Genomic DNA, 23,364 nt, shown 5'->3' with positions numbered 1-23,364 from the left:
GGCAACCCCCGCTTTTGTCATAATATTTGTCTATATCTTTGTCTGTTAACCATATCTATCTCTATAAAAATATAAATGCCTACATGGCCAGCCACTGCTTGAACGTCTCACTGCCCAGCAGCCTCGATTTCAAGTACTGGCGGTCCGTAATATCATCCAGCCCGATCACCTCGACGTCCTTGGCGAGCTGCAGCGATTCCATCACATAATTGGAGCCGATGATCAGATCGGCATCGAAGGTGTCGACCGACGAAATGTCCGTATGCTCGACCCAGGCCTTCAGCCCCCATTCCTTCAGGAGCGCCTCCACGTTCAGCCGGATCATCAGGCTGGTGCCGAGCCCGCTGTTGCAAGCTACAATGATTTTTTTCATAAGCCCTCCTTCTCCCGCAGTCTTTGCCATATCGCCCCGGCGTCCTGCGCCTGCCGCAAATCCGCCATGAACGCTTCATCGTTCAGCGCGTCCAGCAGCGTTCCCAGCGCGGCGACATGCCGTTCCTTATCCACCGCCGCCAGCGTAATCATCAGCCAGACCGGCTGCCCGGACGGCCCGAACGCCAGCTCCTCGCGAAAGGTCATCACACTGAAGCCCGTGCGCTTCACGCACTCCGGCATATACACATGGGGAAAAGCTACGCCCGCACGGATGATGAACGGATGCTTGTTGGATTGAATGATTTCGACCAGCTTATCCGCATACCTGGCGTCCGAGACGCCCAGGTCCATCAGCAGCCGGTTCCCCTCGCGCACCGCAGCCTCCCACGGCATCGCCCCAGCTCCGAGCATGATCGATTCCGGCGCCAGCAGCGCGGTCAGGCTGTAGTCATCCTCCTGCTGCTCATCCAGCCGACTTCCGCCCTGGAATAAATGCAGCAGCTCCTCCAGCAGCCGGTTCCGGTTGTGGATATGCGCATTCCGCTCCACCACCTGAAAAATATCGTTCACCGCCTGCACCGCCGCCGCTGCCGCAGCCGACTCGCCCGAAGGCGTCACGCCGAGGAAGCTCGTGATCTGCTTCTGATCCTGCTGATCCAGCAGCGGCGACACTTTGATCCACGGCACCTGCAGGGCATGGCTGATCTCCATCGTGCTGAGGACCGCATCTGCCGTCTGCAACGTAATTTCTGCCGATTCCTTGTACGAGTAAGTGCCCACAATATCGACCTGCGGAAAAATCGCCGCCACCCGCCGCTTCAGCATCGCCGAAGTGCCGAGCCCCGAGCCGCATACAATCGCCACACGCTTGCGCACCGGGGCCTTCGGCGGAATCAGCCCGCTGCCGATATGGAACATAATGTAGCCGACCTCATCTCGGTCGAACACGACCGACCACGGCTCCATCACTTCGTTGACGATCCGCTCCAGCAAATTGAGCAGCGATCCGTACTGCGCCTCCAGCTGCTCCATCAGCGGATTCTTGGACTGCAGGCCGAACTTCGCCCGGTAAATGGCCGGCTTCAAATGGATGACGAGCCCCTGCACGATCTGGTCGATCATTTGCAGCGGGCGGCCGAGCTCCTGCTCGGTGCGCAGGATGATCTGCTTGGCGAGATCAGCGATGATCAGCTCCTCCGCCGGCAGGCTCTGCTTCTGCGCGCCGAGAATATGCTGCGTGATGTACCCGATCTCCGAAGCGGGCAGCTTCACGCCAAAATGCCGCTCGATCTGCGGCACCACCTCGGCGGCGACGAGCTCATACACCTCATGGCCCTGCAGCTCGGACAGCGACTCCTGATCCATCTCGATCGAATGCGTGCGCTTCAGCCGCTCCATCGCCATCAGCAGATGTAGAATCAGCGTGGAATAACCCGCATCAGTGAACTGCACGCCCATCTTCTCTTCAAGCCGCTGGATGGTGTCGAACAGCATCGCCGCATCCTCTGTCTCGAACCAGTCCTTCCACGGCGTCATCGGCGAATACGAATCGCCCCGTTGGTCAAGGATATACCGCAGCAGCTTGTCGTCCGTAATCTCGGAGCGAAGCAGGTTCAGATAGGCTCTGCGCTTGCGCTTCTCTGCCCCTTCAATGTGCAGCTGGCCGCGGTCCCGTACGAGAGTCAGTTCCCAATCCATCAGCCGCCGCTTGATTTCGTTCAAATCCTGCAGGAGCGTATTTTTGCTGATGCCAAGCTCCTCCATAACCGCCTTCACGGATAACTGCATCTCCTGAAGCAGCTGCTTCTGCAGCAGGCTGATCCGCTGCTCGGCGTCCATATAATCCGGACGCTCTCCCATTTGCACGGCTAGACGCTCTGACTGGCCAACCTCCAGCCGCAGACGCACACCGGCAGAGCGGTCGCGATCCAGGCGTACGCCCCGCGCGCGGAGCCAGTCCTCCAGCTGCAGCAAATCGCCGCGCACCGTCCGCAGGGATATCCCGTATTCATCAGCCAGCTGCTGCAAAGGGATATATTGGTCGCTCTCCATCAACTGCTTGACCATTCGCTGTTGTCTGCTAGATATCATAATGTCACCCGAATCGTTCATAGTTTTGTATGCGTTATCATAACTAGATTATTACACATTTAAAAAGCTAGATATAGAGCATTCATGGAAAAAAGACGCACACCCCTTCAGGCGCCCGTCTAATCTTCACATGTACCCCCACATGTATCCCAGCCGTTCGGCTCTCGTATGCTTATTTCGCCACCTGCGCTTCAATTTCCTCCGCCAGCAGCCGCTCTTGCCGGGAAATAGCTTCCTCGTCCGCAGCACTGCGGTAAATCGCGCTTAAGCGGTCCTGATTCTGCTTCACCTCGGCCAAATAAGAAATGGCGATTTGCATCGAGGTGGTGTAGCGGGATTTGACCTCGGCGATTTCCTCGGCATATTTCTCATCCGTATACGGAGCAATAGCCAGCTCATAGACATCCAGGATGCTGTCCCCGTCGCGCAGCGGGAAATGCTCATGCGGCGCCGTGCTGTCGAAGATCGCTACGCCCAGCGAGCGGAATACAAGCATATCGAGACTGTTCGGATCGAAGCCGCAGTGGTACACCTCGGTATCGATTCCGCGCTCCGTTGCGGTAGCTGCGATCTTTTTGAACAAGGTCGATTTCCCTGATCCCGGACGGCCCTTCACAAAGATTCGCGTCGGCACATCCTCCGTCAAATTGAGAACAAAATCAACCGCTCCGCGCCAGGTCGCTGCACCCAGAAAACGCCGGGTCACCGCGCCAGTCTTTTGACCGCCATCTGCATCCCCTGCATCCCCTGCACCCCCTGGATCTCCCGCATTCCCTGAAGCCTGCCCAGAACCCGCAGCTTCTGCCGTAACGAGATATTGATCCGACCAATCCACGGCTAGTTGATTCATGAAATCACGGTCCAGAGCATCAATGTAGATTTTCTCCCAGTCGTCGTGGATTCGCAGCGTTCGCTGAAAGGTCTCGTAAGCCTTCGTATAGCCTTCCGCGATATTGTGCTCCAGCGCGGCAATATGCTCCTGATGGTCCGCCAATCGTTCCCCGCCAGGGTCGCTGCCGAAATCAAAACGACGCACCTCGATGCCTGCCGGACTTCCCTCCTGCGGCCATGCTTGGTCCGCGATCAGTCCGATCCGGGCATCCTCGATAATGATCCCTTCCAGCAGATCGCTTTGCAGCGGCTGGTGGATCAAATGCAGATTCCAGCCTCTGCGGCCCCACCCGTTTGCGAGCCGGGCCAGAATCGTGCCGATCTCCTGCGAATCGCCCTCCAGCACATATACCGCATCCAATGGATTATAGATAGAATCCACCAGACTGACCAAGCCTTCCGCCGTGTTGCCCCGCGCAAAATAGTGACGTTCCCTTCCTGCCATTTCGTTATGCTCCCTTCCCTGACCTTCGAGATTAAAGTGATGCTACACCCTATGCGGAGGAGTTCCGCCGTGTGTTTAGCCTATGCCCGAAAAGGGAAGTTCATCCATGCATTGGTCAAAATAGTCCATGAGACGGTCTGTTGCTCAGGATTCGACGGGACAACTTGCGGACCCTGGAAGTCTTGCGGGTCTTGAGGAATTTGGGGCACTTGGACACTTGGGCACTTGGGGGCCTGGGGATCTTGGGGTACTGAGGATCTCGAGAGCCTAGCGGGTCTTGAGGAACTCGGGCACTTTGGAGAGCTTGGGGTCTTGAGGGCCAATTTGACTTTGGGGGCTAGAGGCCACGTGGACTTTGGGCAGCTTGCGTGCTTTGCAGATTTACAGGTTTAGAGAATTCACAGATTTGCGGATTTTGCGAACCTAGCCTTCCTCTGCCTCATAGCCAACGCTAAATTTGCAGCCACTGATGCAGATCCACGACCGAACGCAGGGCGTACTCCTTCGCCACCGGTTTGCCATGCTCCAGCAGAACCAGACACGGCACGCTCGTAATTTGCCAGTCATTCCGCAACCGGGGCGCAAAGTTGATATTCAGCTTCGATACAGGCATCATGTTACCGCCCGATTGCAGAACGATGTCCAGCATCGTCTCGCCCAGCTTGCACGTTCCGCACAAAGGCGTATATAGATATAAAGCTTCCTTGCCGATTCTGGCAATCGAAGCGTCCACGAATTCTTGTTCTACAGCTTCTCGGATCGTCATGCTGACGCCCACTCCCATCTTTGCCAACTCTTTTTATTCACAAGGTACAGTTATCGTTGTTCCGGAGCTGCCCGTTCTAACAAACAACTTAATTACTATAGCATATTTCATGCCTTGTTCGTTCAATGGCTATACCGCGTGGGATCGCCCGAACTCTCAGCCCTTCTCAGCCCTTCTCAGCCCTTCTCAGTCCTTCCCTGTCCTTCTCTGCCGCTAGAATGCTGCAAAAGTACATCATTTAGCGCAACCATCTCTCCTAGAGCACGGATTGCTGCAATTGTGCATTATTTTTTCGAAAATACGACCATTCTCAGCGAGTTGCTGAATTATTCCTGTACTTTTGCAGCAATGCGCTTTAAAACGCACATACCTAGAGAAATTTCCTGTATTTTTGCAGCATTCCTCTAAAGAAACTCAGCATATAGAACATAACAAGCCGCCACCAGCATAGTAACCTATCCAATAGCCCAAGTAACCATTAGTAACTATTGGACCATTTAAAAGCGGAATGTATTTTATACATCTAGTTAAGCTATTTTATCAAAAAACCATGCGCTGAATGTAAAACATGCAGTTAGTTTTGCCAGAATGGAGCTCATTCGTCGAAATAGCTTAAAACTAATTGTAGGTTTTGCAGTTAGTCCCCCCTAACAGGGCCAAAAACGTTGATCTAACTGTATGAAACACATCTAGTTACCTTACCTAACCTCCCATTACCTTACCTTCTCCTGAACTATCTAGGAACAATATAAATCAGGGGTTTCATTAACTACCAAATCACATCACAGCTCATATACCAGACAACACAAGCAATTGCCACCTGAATATACCCTCGCTCTAAAACACCCGCCTGCACAACACCGCACGCTAACAATATAAATACCCAGCACCCTTCCCCAAATGCCCGCCCCTGCGCTACTGACCGCCCCGGTTGCGGTAGCTTCTTGGCGAGAGGCCGGTAATTCTTTTGAATACCCGGGAAAAATAAAACGTATCCTTATACCCTAAAGCCTCGCCGACTTCCTTCACCGTAAGCTCCGTATTCAGCAAAATATTCCTCGCTTCCGCGACCCTCAGCCGGTGAAGAAACTCATTCAGCGGATAGCCGGTGTAATCATGAACGATGCGCCGGAGCGTGGATACGGAAATGTGGTGCCGCGCAGCCATTTGTGCGGGCTCCAAAGGGGTGTGCAGCGACTGCGACAGATCTTCAATGACCTTCAGCACGAACCGCTCCCGGTTGCCCGCCTCCCGGCGATCCGGTTGCGAAGCCAGGTCATATAGAAAGGATTCCAGCATCAGCGCGGCCCGGTCCAGATTGGTCGGCGCCCCGCTGTCGATCAGCATGAACATCATCTCCATCCGGTGGATGAGGGAGTCATCGAAGGCGGCTTTTTTCACCTGACATGGATTGGGCAGCCACTGCTCCAGCCACTCCGCGATCCGTCCGCCATCGACGGTATAGTAATATTCATCCCAGTAACCGTCTGCATGAGGGCCATAGTTGAACACGGCATCGGGAAAAAGACAAAACCAGCTCCCCGCTTCGACCTGCTGCATTTCCCCGCCCTCCACCTGGTAATAACCGCTGCCGCCGGTAATCATCACAAAAGCCCAATTGTTGAACTTCGCCCGGCTTCGCTGCAGCGTTCTTCCCGGCAAATGCCCGGCATTGACCAGGCGCAGGGACTTGACCTTCTGCCGGCTGGAATCGACCATCGGGTTGAACACGCGGATCGGATGCGAACTGATCATATAGTCCATGTATTTTGTCATCCTATGCATTCTCCCTTTAAAACAACTATGTTAAATTAGTTGTGCCTAGACAAATATGAATAAATATAACATATCTGTGTTGAAGCGTCCTGTCCAATCCATATCAGTCTGCACAGATACCAGAAAGGATGTAAGCATACCCATGAGTGAGCTAAAAATCGGCCTTATCGGCACTGGATCAATCTCTGAATCCCATCTGCAGGCTTATCAAGCCAATCCGAAAGTGCAGCTGGTCGCTGTCTGTGATTTGAATGAGGACAGAGCGCGCGATACCGCCAACAAATACCACATCCCTAACGTATATACCGATTATCGGGAGCTGCTGGCCAGTCCGGAGGTGGATGCGGTCAGCATCTGCACATGGAACAATTCCCATGCTGAAATCAGCATCGCCGCGCTGCAGGCGGGCAAGCATGTGCTTTGCGAGAAGCCGCTCTGCAAAACCGTCGACGAGGCGCTGCAAATCGAGCAGGCCGCCCGCGAGAGCGGCAAGCTGCTCCAAGTCGGCTACGTGCGCCGCCACGCTTCGAATATCGCCGTGCTGAAGAAATTTATCGACGCCGGCGATCTTGGCGAGATCTACTATGCCAAAGCGAGCCTCCTCCGGCGCCTCGGCAATCCGGGCGGATGGTTCGCAGACCGCGCACGCTCCGGAGGCGGACCGCTCATCGACATCGGCGTGCATGCCATTGACCTGTGCTGGTACCTCATGGGCAAGCCAAAGGTCAAATCCGTGAGCGGCAACACCTACCACAAGCTCGGCAACCGCTCAAACATCCAAAACTACGATTTCTACCAAGCCGCTGATTACGATGCGGCGCATAACACGGTCGAGGACATGGCCAACGCCCTGATTCGCTTTGAGAATGGTGCGTCCCTCATGGTCGACGTCAGTTTCGCCCTCCACGCCAAGGAGAATTCGGCGCTAATCAACATTTACGGCGACAAGGGCGGCGCGGAGATCGAACCCGTATTATCGATCGTCACGGAGCGCCATGACACAATCATTAACATCGATCCGCAAATCAGCACGCCGGGCTTTGATTTCCAGGCCGCCTTCGACCGTGAAATCAACCATTTTGTGGACAGCTGCCTTGGATTGACCGAAACGAACAGCCCGGTCGAGGACGGCGTGGAGATGATGAAAATTTTGAACGCGATTTATCAGTCCGCCGCCGAAGGCCGCGAAATCCATTTCTAGGTCGGCAGCAAAAGCAATTAAAGGAGGCAGGCAAAAAATGAAATTGACCAATAAAATTGGCGTCATTGTGGACAGCTTTGGCGTGGGCGTAATGGAAGGGCTGAAGAAAGCAAAGGAGGTCGGCGCGGAGGGCGTGCAAATTTACGCCGTATCCGGCGAGATGGATCCTGCCGCCCTGTCTCCGGCCAAACGCAAGGAGCTGCGCAGCTACATCGATGGACTGGGGCTCGAAATCTCCGCCCTGTGCGGCGATTTGGCCGGACACGGCTTCCAGGATGCAGACGCCAATCCCGCGAAAATCGAGAAGTCGAAGCGTATCCTCGACCTGGCCGTGGAGCTGGGAACCTCCGTCGTAACGACGCATATCGGCATCGTCCCGGACGACAGGAACGGACGCATCTACCATGCGATGCAGGAGGCGTGCGAGGAGTTGGGCGTATATGCGAAGAGCATGAACGCTTATTTCGCCATTGAGACCGGACCAGAGCCGGCAGCGCATTTAAAAAGCTTCCTGGATACGCTCAGCACCAACGGCGTCTCCGTCAACTTTGACCCGGCGAACATGGTCATGGTGACGGGCGATGATCCTGTGGAAGGCGTGAAGCTGCTCAAGGACTACCTCGTGCATACCCACGTTAAAGACGGACGCAGGCTCCGTCCCGTCGATCCGAAAGAGGTGTACGGCTATCTGGGCTACGACGAAATGACACACGAGAAAATCGCCGAGATGGCCTCCTCTGGAGCAGCCTTTGAGGAATTGCCTCTGGGCGCAGGAGCTGTCGATTTCCCGGCTTATTTCGCCGCATTGCAGGAAATCGGCTACAAGGGCTATTTGACGATCGAGCGTGAAGTCGGCGACAACCCGGCGGAAGACATCCGCAAGGCCGTAGAATTCATCCGCGCTTATCGGGACTAATGAGCATACTCAAGGTATCTTAACTCACCTAACCTAGCGAAAAGGAGTCCTCCTTATGAAATTGGGAATCAGCTCTTACAGCTTGTATCAAGCGATGCGCGACGGCAGCATGACCATTGGGGAGGTGATCGAATGGGTCGCCGGCATCGGCGCCAGCCATATCGAAATCGTGCCGGGACTCGGCTTTGATTTTGAGGCCAATCCGGAATTGGAGGAGCAAATCAGGGAGAAAGCGGCGGCTGTGGGCATCGGCATATCCAACTATGCGATTGGCGCCAACTTCCTCACGGAGACCGAGGAACAGTACGAAGCGGAAATCGCCCGCGTCATGAGCGAGGTGGACCGGGTTCATCGGCTCGGCGCGAAGCTGATGCGCCATGACGTGGCATCCCGACCAGATACCTCCATCGCCCGCTTTCAGGAAGACTTGGACAGAATAGCCGCAGCCTGCCAGCGCATTGCCGACCATGCCAAGCAGTATGATATAACAACGAGCGTGGAGAACCACGGCTACTATGTCCAGGCCAGCGATCGGGTGCAGGCGCTCATCCATGCCGTGGACCGCCCGAACTTCAAGACAACGCTGGATGTCGGCAACTTCGTCTGCGTGGACGAAAATCCGGTTGCCGCTGTAAAAAACAACCTGCCCTACGCCTCCATGATTCATATCAAGGACTTCTACATCCGTCCATCCTACCGCAACCCGGGCGAAGGCTGGTTCACCAGCGCCAGCGGCGATTACCTGCGCGGAGCCATTGCCGGACACGGAGACCTCGACCTATACGAGATTCTGCGCCTGATCAAAGCGTCTGGATACGATGGCTACATGTCTATCGAATATGAAGGCATGGAGGATTGCCGGCAAGGTACCAGAATCGCCTTCGACAACGTAACACGCATCTGGAACGAGGTTCACATTTAATGTAATTAACCTCCACATCGCGCCACTTAAACAGCAGCGAGACAACATATCTGTAACCGCATTTAAACTGATTACAGACATGTATCCGCTGCTGTTATAGTGGCTTTTATTCGTAGCCAGATGGGAAATTCCTCCATTGGACTTGGCCGGTGTTTTTTGCTTCAGAGCATAAATGATTAATGACTAAAAGTATGGCAAACCCGGCTGAAGCTCTCGGCAATAATTTCGCAGCCCCGCTTCAGGTTCTCTATGCTGATCGTTAGCGGAGGCATGATCTTGATCACCGTATCATTCCGGCCAGCCCGCTCTAGAATCAGGCCATTTTTAAAGCAATTCGCCGTAATTTCTCTGGCGACCTCCTCGCCCAGATGAGAGACATCGATGCCCCAAATCATGCCGATGCCCCGGAACTTCAGATCCGCATCTAAAGGCGCGATCTTTTTTTGCAAATAATGCTTGATAAAAGCTTCCTTTTCCCGCACCTGCTCGCCCAGCCTCTCCGCCGTCCTGAATTCCAATGCCGCCTTGGCGGTAACGAAGGCAAGCTGATTCCCCCGGAACGTTCCGTTATGCTCCCCTGGACTCCAGATGTCCAGTTCGGGTCTGATTAAGAGCAAGGACATCGGCAGGCCGTATCCGCTGATCGATTTGGATAAAATGACGATGTCCGGCACAATCCCCGCGCGTTCGAATGAGAAGAACGGCCCCGTTCTGCCGCAGCCTACCTGGATATCATCGATGATCAGCAGAATATCGTGCTCATCGCACAGCTGACGCAGGCTTTGCAGCCACTCGATCTCGGCTACATGAATTCCGCCCTCCGCTTGCACGGTCTCCAATATAATCGCGGCCGGCTTGCCGACCCCGGAGTGCGTATCGGACAGAATATGCTCCATATAACGGATCGTATCCAGCCCCTCGAACGACTGCCCATAAGGAATGAAAGTCACGTTATTCAGCGGCATTCCCGCGCTTTCGCGCATCGAATTGCTGCTCGTAATCGACAGGCTTCCCAGGGACATTCCATGAAATCCGCCCATAAAAGCAAAGACGCCTGTTCTGCCCTTGACCTTCCGGGCCAGCTTCAATGCGGCCTCCACCGCATTCGTTCCCGTCGGTCCGCAAAATTGCAGCTTATAGTCCAGAGACTGGGGCTTCAGAATATGCTCGGAGAACGAAACGATGAAGTCTTCCTTCGCCTTCGTATACATATCAAGCCCGTGCATAATCCGGTCCTGGGACACATATTCCATAATTTTCGACTTCATAAACTCATTGTTATGCCCGTAGTTGAGCGCCCCGGCGCCAGCAAAAAAGTCGATGTAGGCTTCTCCGGTGTCGGCATATAACTGGTCGCCCTTCGCTTTATCGAATACAACCGGGAAACTTCTGCAATACGACCTAACATTGGATTCCAGCATTTCGAACGTCTTCATCTTTCATTCATCCTCCTCATCGATTATCGTTTTCTCATCATCCATGTCAGGCTTCATGCACTTCCACCGCTCTCACCGGCTCCGGCTCGGCACCCTGGGTGAAGAACTCTCTTAGCTCGCGGTTGCGATGGGCTATAAAACCAACAACGAATAGACCTGCACCAGAAATTACAGCGATATAAGACCAATCCATCCCCTCCAGAGCTGCACCGTATACCCACATGCCAACAGGCACGGCAATCGTAGTCACCGTATTGACCACCCCAAGAATACTGGCTCTGATCCGCTCGGGAATATAAATTTGCACATAGGAGAGCATAGGAATATTGCCCATCGTATTGAGCGCACCCGTCAGCGCCAAGACAATCATATAGCCGGCCATCAGCGTAATCTTTGCGCTCATATCGAAGATCGGCCATTTCGGAAACATCCACATGGCGATGACGAAGCCTTGCAGCTGAATCAGAATGAAAATTTTGTTGGTAATAAAACGATTCATCTTGGGCACCGAAACAACGATGGCTCCGATAATCACGCCTACCGCTAATGCGGCTTCAATGAACGACAGCTGCTGGGGCGTCATATCCAGCGCTTGATAGACAATAAAGGGCAGGATTAGCGAAACCGCCGGCGCGATGACAAAGTTAACCACGACGAATATCGATAACAAGTACTTGATCGCAGCACGCTGCCTGATGTACTGGTACACCTCCTTCAAGCTTTCCACATAAGGCTTGATCTCCCCCAAATGCTCCTTGCGGGATGAGAACTTCAGCGCCATATTAAGAAATCCGGAAAGGATGAACGCAACCCCTTCAATCAAGAAAATTTTCTCCAGGCCGAACTTACTATAGGCGACAGCCCCGAGCACGGGCCCCAAAATACTGATCAGGGCCCCTATGCTCTGGTTGCTGGAATTCACCGTAGCTACCCGTTCGGGAGCAACGATGTTGGGCACTGACGAATTGATCGTCAGTGTAAAGAACGCCTGGAGCGTGCTCATTACCATCGCATACACGATAAAGAGCAGAATGCTGTCGTGGTAAAATTGAAACAGCAGCATTAACAGTAAAATCGATGTGCCGCTTAGGAAGTCGGTCGTGACCATAATCCGCTTTTTATTGCTGCGGTCCACGAACACCCCGGCGAAAATATTGACGAAAATGCCCGGAATATAAGTAAAACTCAATACAAGGGCGAACATGCTCGCTGAACCGGTGAGATCGAGAATATACAGACTGAGCGCAAAGCGGAAAATGGACGTTCCCAGCTCCGTAATTAAGCGGCTTAAACTGAAGATCGCAATATTTCTTGTGTCTCTCATAGATTTACACCTTTCAGTTGTGCAGAGGCATCCCCCTTGATCTGCTCCCGGGCGGCCTCATCCAGCATGCTCCGGATGGATTCGCAGCTCTCTTTCACTGGAAGCGCCAGCGTAATATGAATATGGTTGCCCTGATGCCAGGTCATATAGAGAATCCGGTTTGGATCGTCGCAATTCACGCCTTCTGCATCCAAGTATTCTAAATCTGCTTCTCCGCTCAGCTCACCCAGATAATTGAAATTGACAGGCATCTTCTCAAAGGCGGCGAGCAAAGCATTTCTCGCTTCCGCAAAATCTGGATCTATCGATTCGTTGTATAGCAGATTCGCAAAATGAATGTTGTAGTCCGAGGCGGCTTGCAGCTTCTTGCTGACCAGTTTGCTCTGCATATCCATATCCTGCTTCCGGTCCAGCAGCAGGGGAATGTAATCGATACATTCGCCAACGATGTCAAAATATGCGGCCTCCCCGTACTGTCTTCCGAAATGGGTCATCCACATCGGAATCTGCTCCACGCCCAGATATGCGCTAAAAAATGCAGCAAAGATGCCCGTCGCCAGCTTCCACTTGCTCTCTGCATCCTTATGCCCTTCCGCTAGCAGCTCTAGATTGATGCTGTGATTGATAACAGTCATCTGCGCGGGCCCGTCCCCGCTTCGCGTTTGCATGACCGCGGCGATCTGCCTTGCTACCGTCTCGAAATTCCGAAGGTCATAGAGCTCGTAAAGTTCCTTGGCCGATATTCCTTCCGGGCCTCGGCTAATTTGCGCTATGAAGTCCGTAAATGTCGCGCCCTGTTTCGGCTTGACTGCCTTCCCTTGGCGGAGAAGCTCATAGGCTTCAATCACTTGGCTGCGGAGGACTTCATTGCTCATATAATCGAAAATGGTGTGGGAGAACGGGAGCAGCAGCAAATATTCCTTCACACTCTGCTTAACCAGCAGCACACGGTACATGAGCGGATCCTTGTCCGAGTATGGCTTAATAAAAAATCTGTTCATGAGCGACTTCAAAATATCCGTCTGCGTACCCTGTTCGAATGGGGAAATATCGATCATGGGCAATTCAAGCTGTTGCGGGCGCTCATGCAGCCGCCAGTATCCTTCCTCATCTCCATCTCTTTGAACCAGCACACTGCGCATCACCTCTTCAGCGGATACAATTTGCTGAAGCGCCTGGCGCAGCAGGTCCGGCTGAATCGCCTGATTCCATTTCACCATCGTTCCCGACACGTCTTTGTGCTTGAAATGGTACATTTGTGAAGGTGAAATTCCGTATTCCTTCACGACCTGTCCGCCCGTAACTCCCTGCGCATAGAGCTCCTGCATGTGGCCGATCTGCTCAAGCATGCCATCGACCCAGACCGCAGCTTCTGTCTGCTGCAATTGCAGCCGTGCATTCAGCTCCTCCCGGCTCATGCTTGGATGCCTTGTATCCTCTTTCAGTTCCCCGGCATCGAGCAAATAATGCGGGTGTAGACGCTCATCCAAATGCTCGGCGATCAACGTTTCCGCTTCCTGCTTCAGCGCTTCATCCAGGCCAAATATATGAACGATGGAATATTCCTCGTCCTCAACGAAGTAGGTCTTCCACTCGCAGGATCGCTGGAGACGGCCGCTAAGCCACTGCTCCGCCTGTCGGACATCCGTAATCCGCTGCTTCTCGTCAGGAGCCAGCCGCTGCGCATAAGCCGACAATTCGGCAGGAGTCTGATGGGCAAAAACCTGGTTAATGCTGATGTTCCAACCGCGCTCGGCCAGCTTCGATACCATTTGCATCGCCTTTAACGAATGGCCCCCAAGTGCAAAGAAATTATCATGGACACTGATCCGCTCCATGCCCAGTATTTCCGACCAGACCTGAACAGCCAGCTCCTCGTGCTCATTTCTTGGAGCGGTGTACTCCACATCGCCTCCCTGGTATTCCGGTTCGGGGAGCGCTTTGCGGTCGACCTTGCCGTTGACGTTCAGCGGCAGCACCTCCATGAATACGAATGCGGACGGAATCATGTAGTCGGGCAGCTGCTGGGCCATATATTCCTTAACGGCTGGAACGGTCAACTCTCCGCCAGCTACTACGTAAGCACAGAGGAACTTGTTCGTTTCTTCATATTCCTTAACGAGAATGACGACTTCCTTGACCGCCGGGTGGTTAAGCAGAACACTTTCGATCTCGCCAATTTCGACTCGAAACCCTCTGATCTTAACCTGATTGTCCATTCTGCCAATAAACTCGATGGAGCCGTCAGGAAGCCATCTTGCCGCATCCCCCGTCCGATATACCCGATCCCCTGGAACAAAAGGATTGGGAATGAATTTCTGCCTGGTCAGCTCTTCATTGTTCATGTATCCGCGGGCAACACCGTCCCCGCCGACCCAGAGCTCGCCAGGCACGCCGACCGGATTCAGGTTTCCGTATTTATCGACGATATATGCCGTTGAATTGCTGATCGGCGGCCCAATCGGCACGCTTTTCTCATATGCCTCTTCGATGATGAAGCAGCAGGAGAACGAGGTGTTCTCCGTAGGACCGTACCCATTCACCACGGTCAACTGCCCGCAATGCTCCCTCACAAGCTGGATATGCTTCGGGGAGAGAATATCTCCGCCGACGATCAAGTAGCTAACCGTACGGAACATATCCGGCTTCTGCTGGGCGAACTGGGTAAATAGCGGCGATGTCAGCCATAGCATCGTGATGCGATGCTGCTGAAGCACGGATTCAACCCGGATCGGATCCAGCAGTGTAAATTTATCGACCAGGTACAGGCGCGCGCCATTCAGCAGTGCTCCCCAAATATCAAACACGCTGACGTCGAATACCGGAGCCGCTGTCTGCAGCACGCGATCCTCTTTTGTGAAGCGCACATAATTCGTATTCCTGACCAGCCGGGCGACGCCGAGATGCTCGACCATAACCCCTTTAGGCAGTCCCGTAGATCCCGAAGTATACATCACATAAGCGAGATGACCGGGGTTCGTCTCATGGGGGAGATTAGGCGCATCAAGATTGTCCAGCTGCTCGTGATCCAATACGACGGCTTCTACGCCATCTATCGCTCTGTCTGCGTAACAACTGCGGGCAAGCAGCACTTTGGCCTCGCTATTCTTAAGGAAGTATTCGACCCGGTCCATCGGATAATCCGGATCAATCGGAAGATAAGCGCCCCCTGCCTTCAGAATCGCCAGCATGCCGATGATCATTTCCAGCGTGCGATCCCCGATAATCGCCACAATCCGGTCAGGGCCAACTCCCTTGTCCCGCAATATTGCGGCAAGCTGGTTCGCCTTGGCATTAAGCTCGCGGTAAGTCAGCTCCGTATCGCCATGGACAACTGCGATGCGGTCTGCCTGCTGTTCCGCCTGCTCCTCGAACAGCTCATGGATCGTTTGGCGCGGATAGTAAGTTGCCGTATCATTGAAATCTGCGATAATTTGCCGCCGCTCCTCCTCCAGCAGCAGACCGATGTCGCACAATTTAATATCCATGTCTGCCGTAACGGCCCGCAAGATTTGAACATAGTGCGCAATCAAGCGCTCAATCGTATCTTTGCGGAATAGCTTGACGGCATATTCGATATCCAAACGGATTTCCGCTCCATCTTCTGCCGCCGTAACCATCAAATCGAATTTGGATGTGCCGTTATCGAACGGGTATGGCTCCATACGCAGGCCATCCAGCTGAATCTCCTCGACCCCGACATTATCCACGGCAAACATCGTGTCAAATAGCGGATTGCGGCTTACGTCCCGCGCGACCTCCAGCTTCTCCAGCAGATCCTCGTACTGGATCAGTTGATTCTCGAACGCCTGCAGTGAATGCTCCTTCACTTCCTCCAGGAAATCCCCGAAGTGTTTATGCCCTTCAGGCTGAGTACGGATTGCAAGGGTGTTAACAAACATCCCTATGATGCCCTCCAGTTCTTTCTGCGCCCTGCCTGCGGTCGGCGTACCGACGATAATATCCTCCTGGTTCGCATATTTGGATAAGAGGATGTTATACGCGGCAAGCAGGAACATATACAAGGTAGTTCCCGTCCGCGCAGCCGCTTCAAGTATGCGAGAGCTTAAATCGCTATCCAGCTTAACCGTCAAGCTATCCCCCTCGAAGCTCTGCATTTGCGGACGCGCATAATCGGTAGGTAGCGTGAGCACCGGCAATTCTCCCGCGAAGCGCTCCAGCCAGTATTGCTCCTGCTGTCGATAGGCTTCCGATTGAAGCATTTTATTTTGCCATACCGCATAATCCTTATATTCCACCCGCGTTGCAGTACTGCTCTGCTCCTGGCCGCTGTACAGCTGGCTTAGCTCCTCAACCAGCAGGCGCACAGACTCTCCGTCCGAGATGATATGATGCATGTCGATCATCAGAATATGCTTGTCCGCACTAAGGCTTGCCAGCCCCACGCGAATTAACGGCGCCTGCTGCAGATGGAAAGGCTGAACAAATTGCCGGATGGCCTCCTTGATTCGAGCAGGCTCATCCATAATAGCCATTTCCCGGATCTGAAATGCGACCTCTGGATGGATGATTTGCACCAGCTCGCCCTCTCTAAGCGCAAATGAGGTTCGGAAGGCTGCATGCCTGCGAATCAAGGCATCGAATGACTGCTGCAGCCTGGAGCGATCCAGACTTCCAGACAGTTGCAAGACAAAAGGCATATTATACGCCGTTCCTGCTCCTTCCAGCTCGTTCAAAATCAGCAGACGCTTTTGCGCTGAGGATACCGGGTAATCCTCCTGATCCGGAATGCGTTCAATTTCCGTGTACCCCTGCCGCTCCAGCGCATCAATCCCCGCGGCCATCTGCTCCAGAATAGGATGGCGGAAGACGCCGCTTAGCGGCAGGTCAACTTGAAAAGCTTCCTTAATGCCGGCGGTCAGCGCCGCCGCCTTCAAAGAATGCCCGCCAAGCTCGAAGAAATGGCTATGCGCCCCAACCTGCTCAACCCCGAGCACCTCAGACCAAATCTCAGCCAGTCTCTGTTCCGTTTTACTGCGGGGCGGAACATGGTTATTCTCTGCAGCGGAATGGAAGTCGGGCTGCGGCAGCGCACGGCGGTTCACTTTGCCGTTCGCGGTTAATGGCAATTCATCCAGGAACATATAATGGACTGGAAGCATGTATTCCGGCAATTCCCGGGCCAGGTGCTCTCTCAGCTCCCGTACCGGCCATTCCCGGGAAGCGGCAATATATGCGCATAACTCCGTTTCATGCCGCAGGTTCTCTATCGCCAGGACAACAGCCTCCTTGATCCCCGCCTGCTTCAGGAGAACATTCTCTACCTCGCCCAGCTCGATGCGGTAACCGCGGATTTTAACCTGTTCGTCCATCCGGCCTAAATACTCGAGGTCGCCTTCTGGCAGCCATCTGGCCAAATCTCCGGTTCGGTACATTCTTTCGCCGGGATAGAAAGGGTCACTCGTAAACTTCTCCGCCGTCAAATCAGGCCGGTTCATATAACCCCGGGCCAAGCTATCCCCGGCAACGCAGAGTTCGCCAGGCACCCCAACCGGGAGCAGCTTGTCATTGGCATCCAGTATATAGACCCGCACATTGTCGATCGGCTTGCCGATCGGAATATTGTCGTACTCTCCCTTGACCTTGAATGCCGACGTCACGATGGTGTTCTCCGTCGGCCCATAGTTATTGACCAGCTCATAAGGCGTCGGACGATATACTCTGAGTTTGTCTCCCCCCGTAATCAGCATGCGCAGCGAGTCGTTGTCGAGCTGGATGAACTGTTCGCAAACCGCCGTCGGCAAGAAGCTGATGGATATACGGCTGTTGTTGTAATATTCCGCTAATAACCGTACATCATATCGAATTTCTTCCGGAATGATGTGCAGCTCGCTGCCTGACAGGAGGGCCGGGAAAATCTCCCACACCGAAGCATCGAAGCCGAATCCGGCATATTTCGTACATTTGTCCGCGGCCGTCAGCTGGTAGTACGTCTGGTACCAGCCGGTCATATTCAGCAAGGAACGATGCTCGATCATAACGCCCTTCGGTTTCCCCGTCGAACCGGAGGTGTAGATGACATAGGCCAGGTCGGATGGCGAGGCCTCCGCAGATGCCAGCGGTGGCGTTGATGTAGATGGCGATGAGGACGTCGTTGGTGTTGCCGACGATGTTGACGAAGGCAGCGGCCCTGCTTCCCTGGACAGAGCAAGCGTATCCTCCAGATCAATCGCTTGAATATGCCTTCCGGTCATATGAACCTTCATATCTGGAGCAAGCATATCTTTCGCTTGCAGCAGCCGGCTCTTAGTCAAGAGCAGGCCAGCATTGCTATCCTCCAAAATATAAGCGATGCGGTCGGCCGGATATTCATGGTCGATCGGCAGATAAGCTCCTCCTGCCTTTAGCACGGCCAGCACGGCAACGATCATTTCGATCGAATGCTCGGCCATAATGGCCGTAACTTCGCCCGGCTTGACGCCAAGCTCCCGCAGCATTTGAGCAAACCTGCCCGCCATCTCGTCCAATTGCCGATAAGTTAACCGCTCCTCCTTAAATACGAGGGCGATCTGCTCCGGCGTCCGCCCGGCCTGTTCCGCAAACAGTTCATATACCGTCCGGTTGTGCGGGTATTCGGTGCGGGAACCATTGAAATCAACCATCATTTGCTGCCGCTCCTCTGGCGACAACAATTCGATATCTGCGAGCTTCATCTCTTTATCTGCGGCAATGACTCGCAGCACCTGGACAAAATGCTTCAGCAGCCGTTCAATCGTAGCAGCCTTAAACAATTTGACAGCATACTCTGCGTCGATGAACATTCCTTGCTCCCGCTCGACCACCGTCAAGGTCAAATCGAACTTGGACATTCGGCCATCCCAAGAGCAGGATTGTACGGCCAGTCCGGTTAAATCAGCCTCCTGAATATCGATGTTCTGCAAAGTGAATACCGTATCGAACAGCGGATTGCGGCTCATATCCCGCCGTAAGCCGAGCTGCTCGATGAGATCTTCGTATTGGTAGTCCTGATGCTCGAAAGCCTGCAAGGCCGTTTGCTTCACCTCATTCAGGAAATCCCCGAATGTCTTCTGCGCTCCCGGCTTCAGGCGCAAAGCCAGCGTATTGACGAACATGCCGACCGTATGAAGCACGTCTGCATGGGTTCTGCCCGCCGTCGGAGAGCCGATCACGATATCCTCCTGAGCCGAATACTTAGACAGCAACACACTGTAAGCAGCAAGCAAAACCATATACAAGGTGGCTCCCGTTTCATTAGCAAGCTGCTTCAGCCGGGACGACAGTTCCTGGTCGATTTCCACGGAGGCAACCGCTCCCTCGAAGCTTTGAATTTGCGGACGCGGGTAATCGGTCAGCATATTCAGTACCGGGGGCTCCTCGGCGAACTGTTCCAGCCAGTAGCGCTCATGCTGCTGCAAGCCCCCGGAGCCGAGCTGCTTATTTTGCCAGACGGCAAAATCTTTATATTGAATGCGCTGAACACCTAAACGCTCCAAGCCTTGACCGTTGTACAGCTCGCTGAATTCCTTCACGATGACGCTGATGGAAGAGCCGTCAGCGACAATATGATGGATATCAATGACGAGCACATATTGCTCCTCCTGGCGTTTGGCGAGAGCGGCCCGCAGCAATGGAGCCTGGCCAAGATCGAACGGCGTGACCAGCTTATCGACGATATCCTCCATATTCTGATCAGGATGAACGTCCAGCTGCTCCATCGTAAAATCAACGCGCTCATGAATTCGCTGAACAGGCTCGCCCTGAAGGAGGGTGAAGGAAGTCCGCAAGGGCTCATGACGCGCAATCAACGCTTGAAACGCCTCTTCCAGCCGCTTCACATCAAGCCTGCCCTCGATTTGCAACACAAACGGCATGTTGTATGCGGTATCCATGCCGGTCATTCCATGCAGAATAAACAGCCGTTTTTGCGCCGAGGACACGGGATAGTATTCAGCCGCCGGGGCAGGCTCGATGGCTAGTGCGGTATCAGAACCCGCTTCCTGATTCCCGCCAATACGGGCCGCCATGTCTGCAAGTACAGGGGTCTGGAACACATCCGCCAGCGGCAGCTGAACCTGAAATTGCTTCTTCACTTCCGAAACCAGCTTCAGGGCCGTCAAGGAGTGGCCGCCCAGCTCAAAGAAATGATCATTCACGCCGACAGCGGGCACGCCTAGCACATCGCTCCATATGTCAGCGAGCTTCTGCTCCGCCTCATTGCGCGGGGCAACATAGATCCCTTCATATGCTGCGCTCTCCTCCGGCAAGGGCAGAGCTTGGCGGTGAACCTTGCCGTTCGCTGTCAGCGGCAGCTGATCCATGAACACCCAATGGGAAGGAATCATGTAATCAGGAAGATAGCCCGCCAAATATTGCCTGATTTCCGCTGCACCCAGTTCGCCCTCACAGACGAGATAAGCACATAGGGCCTTGCTGCCTTCGCCTTTGTCCCATACCGTGACGATCGCTTCCTTCACGGCCTTGTGGAGCTGGATCCGGCTTTCAATCTCCCCGATTTCAATGCGGAATCCCCTGATTTTCACCTGATGATCCAGCCGGCCGATGAACTCGATCGTACCGTCCGGGAGCCAGCTTGCTGCATCTCCCGTGCGGTAAACACGCTCTCCTTCCGCAAACGGACTGGCCATGAATTTCTCCGAGGTCAGCGCCTCGTTATTGATGTAGCCCCGAGCCACACCGTCGCCCCCGACCCATAGCTCGCCCGGCACACCGACGGGGCATAAGTGCCCGTATAAGTCGACGATATAAGCCGTAGAATGAGCTATCGGCCCGCCAATCGGGATGCTCTTCTCCTCCTGCGTAGTAATCGTATAGCAGCAGGAGAAGGTCGTATTCTCGGTCGGTCCATACCCATTGATCAGCGTCGTTCCCTTGCACTGCTCCGCCACCTGTTGAATATGCTTGGGCGAGAGGGCATCTCCGCCGACAATCAGATAGCGAAGCGGCTGGAACAACTCCGGCTGCTGCTGGGCCAGCTGATTAAACAGCGGGGAGGTGAGCCACATCGTCGTTATGCTGTATTCGCGAAGCGCTTGGCCCAGCTTCTCTGGATCTAGTATCGATGTTTTATCGATAATATACAGCTCCAGCCCGTTTAGCAGCGCGCCCCATATTTCAAACGTGCAGGCATCAAACACAGGAGCCCCCGTTTGCAGGATGCGATCCCCCGGCCGAAACGGAATGTAGTTCGTATTCTGGACAAGACGGACCACATTTTGATGCTCGATCATAACCCCTTTGGGCCGCCCCGTTGAACCTGACGTGTACATGACGTAGGCCAAATTTGCAGGCTTCACAGGGCTCTGCCTCACCTGGAGCGGCGGCTCATCAAGCTGCTGGGCCGGAATGGAGGTAAGCTCCCTTTCCGGCTCGTTCTCGTCAAGAATGATCACCTCAGCTTCACTCGCCAGGCGTTCCGCGTAGCACCGCGGAGTAACAACCCATTTCGCCTGGCTGTCGAGAAGCATATATTCAATGCGGTCGGTCGGGTATTCCGGATCGATGGGCAAATAAGCGCCCCCTGCCTTCAAAATCCCCAGCATGCCGATCACCGTGTCCGCGGAACGCTCCCCGACTAGGCCGACGATCTGATCGGGGCCGACTCCTCTGTTTATGAGCCTGGCTGCAAGCTGATTGGCTCTATCGTTCAATGCTTTATACGTCAGATTTTCACCGTGATGAACGATGGCAAGATTTCCGGGAACTCGCTCGACCTGACGCTCGAACAATTGCACGATGGTTTGGTCCCGCGGATACTCGCCTGCCGTGTCGTTAAACCTGTGTAAGATTAACTCTCGTTCCTCGCTCGTAATTACTGAAATATCCCGCAGAAGCACATTCGCATTCTGGCTGACCGTATTCAGCACTTGCTCATAATGCTGGAACAAGCGATCCATCGCCGCCTGTTCATAGCGGGCCGCATTATATTTGAATTTGACCTCAAGGCCTTCATTCGGCATCAAAATAAGATTGAAATCATAATGCGTCTGTTCAAAATCCTCCAGCTCGCTAATAGCGAAAGGCTCTTTCGCCTCTGATTCGTCCAGCGGATCCGCACTCACCGGATAGTTCTGAAAGGCGTAAATATGATCGATTAGATGCTGTTTCTTGGTTGATAGGGACTGAATTTCTGCAAGTGGATAAAAATCGTAGTTTTGCGTTTCTAAGGAGGTGAGTTGCACTTGTTGAATGAGAGAAGAGAAGGCTTGGTCGCCATGGAAGGTAATCCTGATGGGAACGGTGTTGATGAACAGCCCGATCATTTGCTCGACCCCCTCCACCTCCGCCGGCCGGCCGGAGGTGACGGAACCGAAGACTACATCCTCGGTTCCGTTGTAACGGCCTAAAAGCAGCGCCCAAGCGGACTGGAGCACCGTATTCAGCGTCACTTGATGGGCTTTGGCCACCTGCTCCAGCCGCCGAGCCGTCTCTTCACTGATTTTATAGCTGCGATCGATTTGATCGTTCACCTTTTGGCGCATCATGCCTTGGTCGTGATGCCCTTTGCCGTCCTGGCGTCGAATCCCGAAAGAAGGCAGCTTAATCGCCGAATCATAGCCTTGCACATAATCGGCCCAATAGCGGCGGGCCTCCTCGCGATCCTGGCGATCCAGCCACTGGATGTAGCTAGCGAAGGGAGGCGCCTCATCCAACTCCATTTCTGCGCCCTGGCTCAGCGCTTTATATACATCGAACAGTTCCTGTACGATCGTTTTCAAGCACCAGCCATCCATAATGATATGATGATAGCTCCAAATCAGTTTATAACGATGCCCTGCTTGCTGATCTATTTGCTGATCCGTTTGCAGCACAGCCGCCCGCAGCAGCATATCCTTCGCCAGGTCGAAGCCCTTCTTCTGATCGGCCTGGATGAAGCGTTGTATATATTGCTCCTGCTCTGCTTTGTCCATTTGGGATATATCTTCGTAAAGAACGGACATGCTGCGCTTCTTGAATATAATCTGCTTCGGATTTTTCATATTTTCGTGAAGGAAGTTCAGCCTTAGCACATCGTACTTGTCGATCAGAGCGTTAAAACTTCTCTCCAGCAGCCCGACGTCCAGCTGCCCTGTGACGGTGCAGGCAAACTGTTCGAAATAAGCCGTGGACTCCGGATTCAAATAGGAATGAAAGAGCATTCCCTCTTGCATCGGCGTCAGGTTGCATACCCCGGCGATTGACAGCTTTTCGTTCATGACCATCCCTCCTCTAAATCTATTGT

Annotated in this window: 11 protein-coding genes; 3 read left to right on the top strand and 8 right to left on the bottom strand. The window is 53.7% G+C overall.

Annotated elements, in window-relative coordinates:
* Nucleotides 1-79: 79 nt before the first annotated feature.
* The 5 genes from QNH46_RS02485 to QNH46_RS02465 all read right to left on the bottom strand — a co-directional run bounded on the left by QNH46_RS02485 (nt 80) and on the right by QNH46_RS02465 (nt 6,344).
* On the bottom strand, nt 80-373 hold the full coding sequence (locus QNH46_RS02485) for a PTS sugar transporter subunit IIB (protein WP_283926772.1): 294 nt from the start codon (nt 371-373) through the stop codon (nt 80-82).
* Entirely contained in the window at nt 370-2,442 is a 2,073-nt protein-coding gene (locus QNH46_RS02480) for a BglG family transcription antiterminator (protein ID WP_283926771.1), read from the bottom strand. Before QNH46_RS02480 ends, QNH46_RS02485 begins: the two co-directional genes overlap by 4 nt.
* Before the next feature lie 196 nt (nt 2,443-2,638).
* A complete protein-coding gene (locus QNH46_RS02475) occupies nt 2,639-3,802 on the bottom strand; it encodes a hypothetical protein (protein ID WP_283926770.1) in 1,164 nt (387 codons plus the stop codon).
* A gap of 451 nt (nt 3,803-4,253) precedes the next feature.
* Nucleotides 4,254-4,568, bottom strand: coding sequence for a thioredoxin family protein (locus QNH46_RS02470; RefSeq protein ID WP_155611685.1), 315 nt, complete (start codon nt 4,566-4,568; stop codon nt 4,254-4,256).
* Between the two features lie 915 nt (nt 4,569-5,483).
* Complete coding sequence (locus QNH46_RS02465; protein ID WP_283926769.1) at nt 5,484-6,344, bottom strand: helix-turn-helix domain-containing protein; 861 nt, start codon at nt 6,342-6,344, stop codon at nt 5,484-5,486.
* 142 nt (nt 6,345-6,486) lie between these two features.
* On the opposite strand from QNH46_RS02465, the gene QNH46_RS02460 reads away from it, so the two are divergent.
* Genes QNH46_RS02460 through QNH46_RS02450 form a run of 3 tightly spaced genes read left to right on the top strand, consistent with a single transcriptional unit; the run spans nt 6,487 to nt 9,383 of the window.
* Entirely contained in the window at nt 6,487-7,545 is a 1,059-nt protein-coding gene (locus QNH46_RS02460; RefSeq protein WP_283928327.1) for a Gfo/Idh/MocA family protein, read from the top strand.
* Nucleotides 7,546-7,582: 37 nt separating this feature from the next.
* Nucleotides 7,583-8,461 (top strand): sugar phosphate isomerase/epimerase family protein, encoded by an 879-nt coding sequence (locus tag QNH46_RS02455; RefSeq protein WP_283926768.1) that lies wholly within the window; start codon nt 7,583-7,585, stop codon nt 8,459-8,461.
* A 55-nt stretch (nt 8,462-8,516) separates the two neighbouring features.
* Nucleotides 8,517-9,383, top strand: a complete 867-nt coding sequence (locus QNH46_RS02450; RefSeq protein WP_283926767.1) for a sugar phosphate isomerase/epimerase family protein — start codon at nt 8,517-8,519, stop codon at nt 9,381-9,383.
* A gap of 176 nt (nt 9,384-9,559) precedes the next feature.
* On the opposite strand, the gene ectB is transcribed toward QNH46_RS02450, so the two are convergent.
* The 3 genes from ectB to QNH46_RS02435 are packed head-to-tail and all read right to left on the bottom strand — an operon-like array spanning nt 9,560 to nt 23,338.
* On the bottom strand, nt 9,560-10,819 hold the full coding sequence (gene ectB / locus QNH46_RS02445) for a diaminobutyrate--2-oxoglutarate transaminase (RefSeq protein ID WP_283926766.1): 1,260 nt from the start codon (nt 10,817-10,819) through the stop codon (nt 9,560-9,562).
* 46 nt (nt 10,820-10,865) lie between these two features.
* Nucleotides 10,866-12,143, bottom strand: a complete 1,278-nt coding sequence (locus QNH46_RS02440) for an MFS transporter (protein WP_283926765.1) — start codon at nt 12,141-12,143, stop codon at nt 10,866-10,868.
* Nucleotides 12,140-23,338 (bottom strand): non-ribosomal peptide synthetase, encoded by an 11,199-nt coding sequence (locus tag QNH46_RS02435; protein WP_283926764.1) that lies wholly within the window; start codon nt 23,336-23,338, stop codon nt 12,140-12,142. Before QNH46_RS02435 ends, QNH46_RS02440 begins: the two co-directional genes overlap by 4 nt.
* Nucleotides 23,339-23,364 lie beyond the last annotated feature (26 nt).

Source organism: Paenibacillus woosongensis (assembly GCF_030122845.1).
GTDB lineage: Bacteria > Bacillota > Bacilli > Paenibacillales > Paenibacillaceae > Fontibacillus > Fontibacillus woosongensis_A.
Note: the sequence above shows the minus strand (reverse complement) of the source record. Positions and strands in the feature narration are given on the sequence as shown.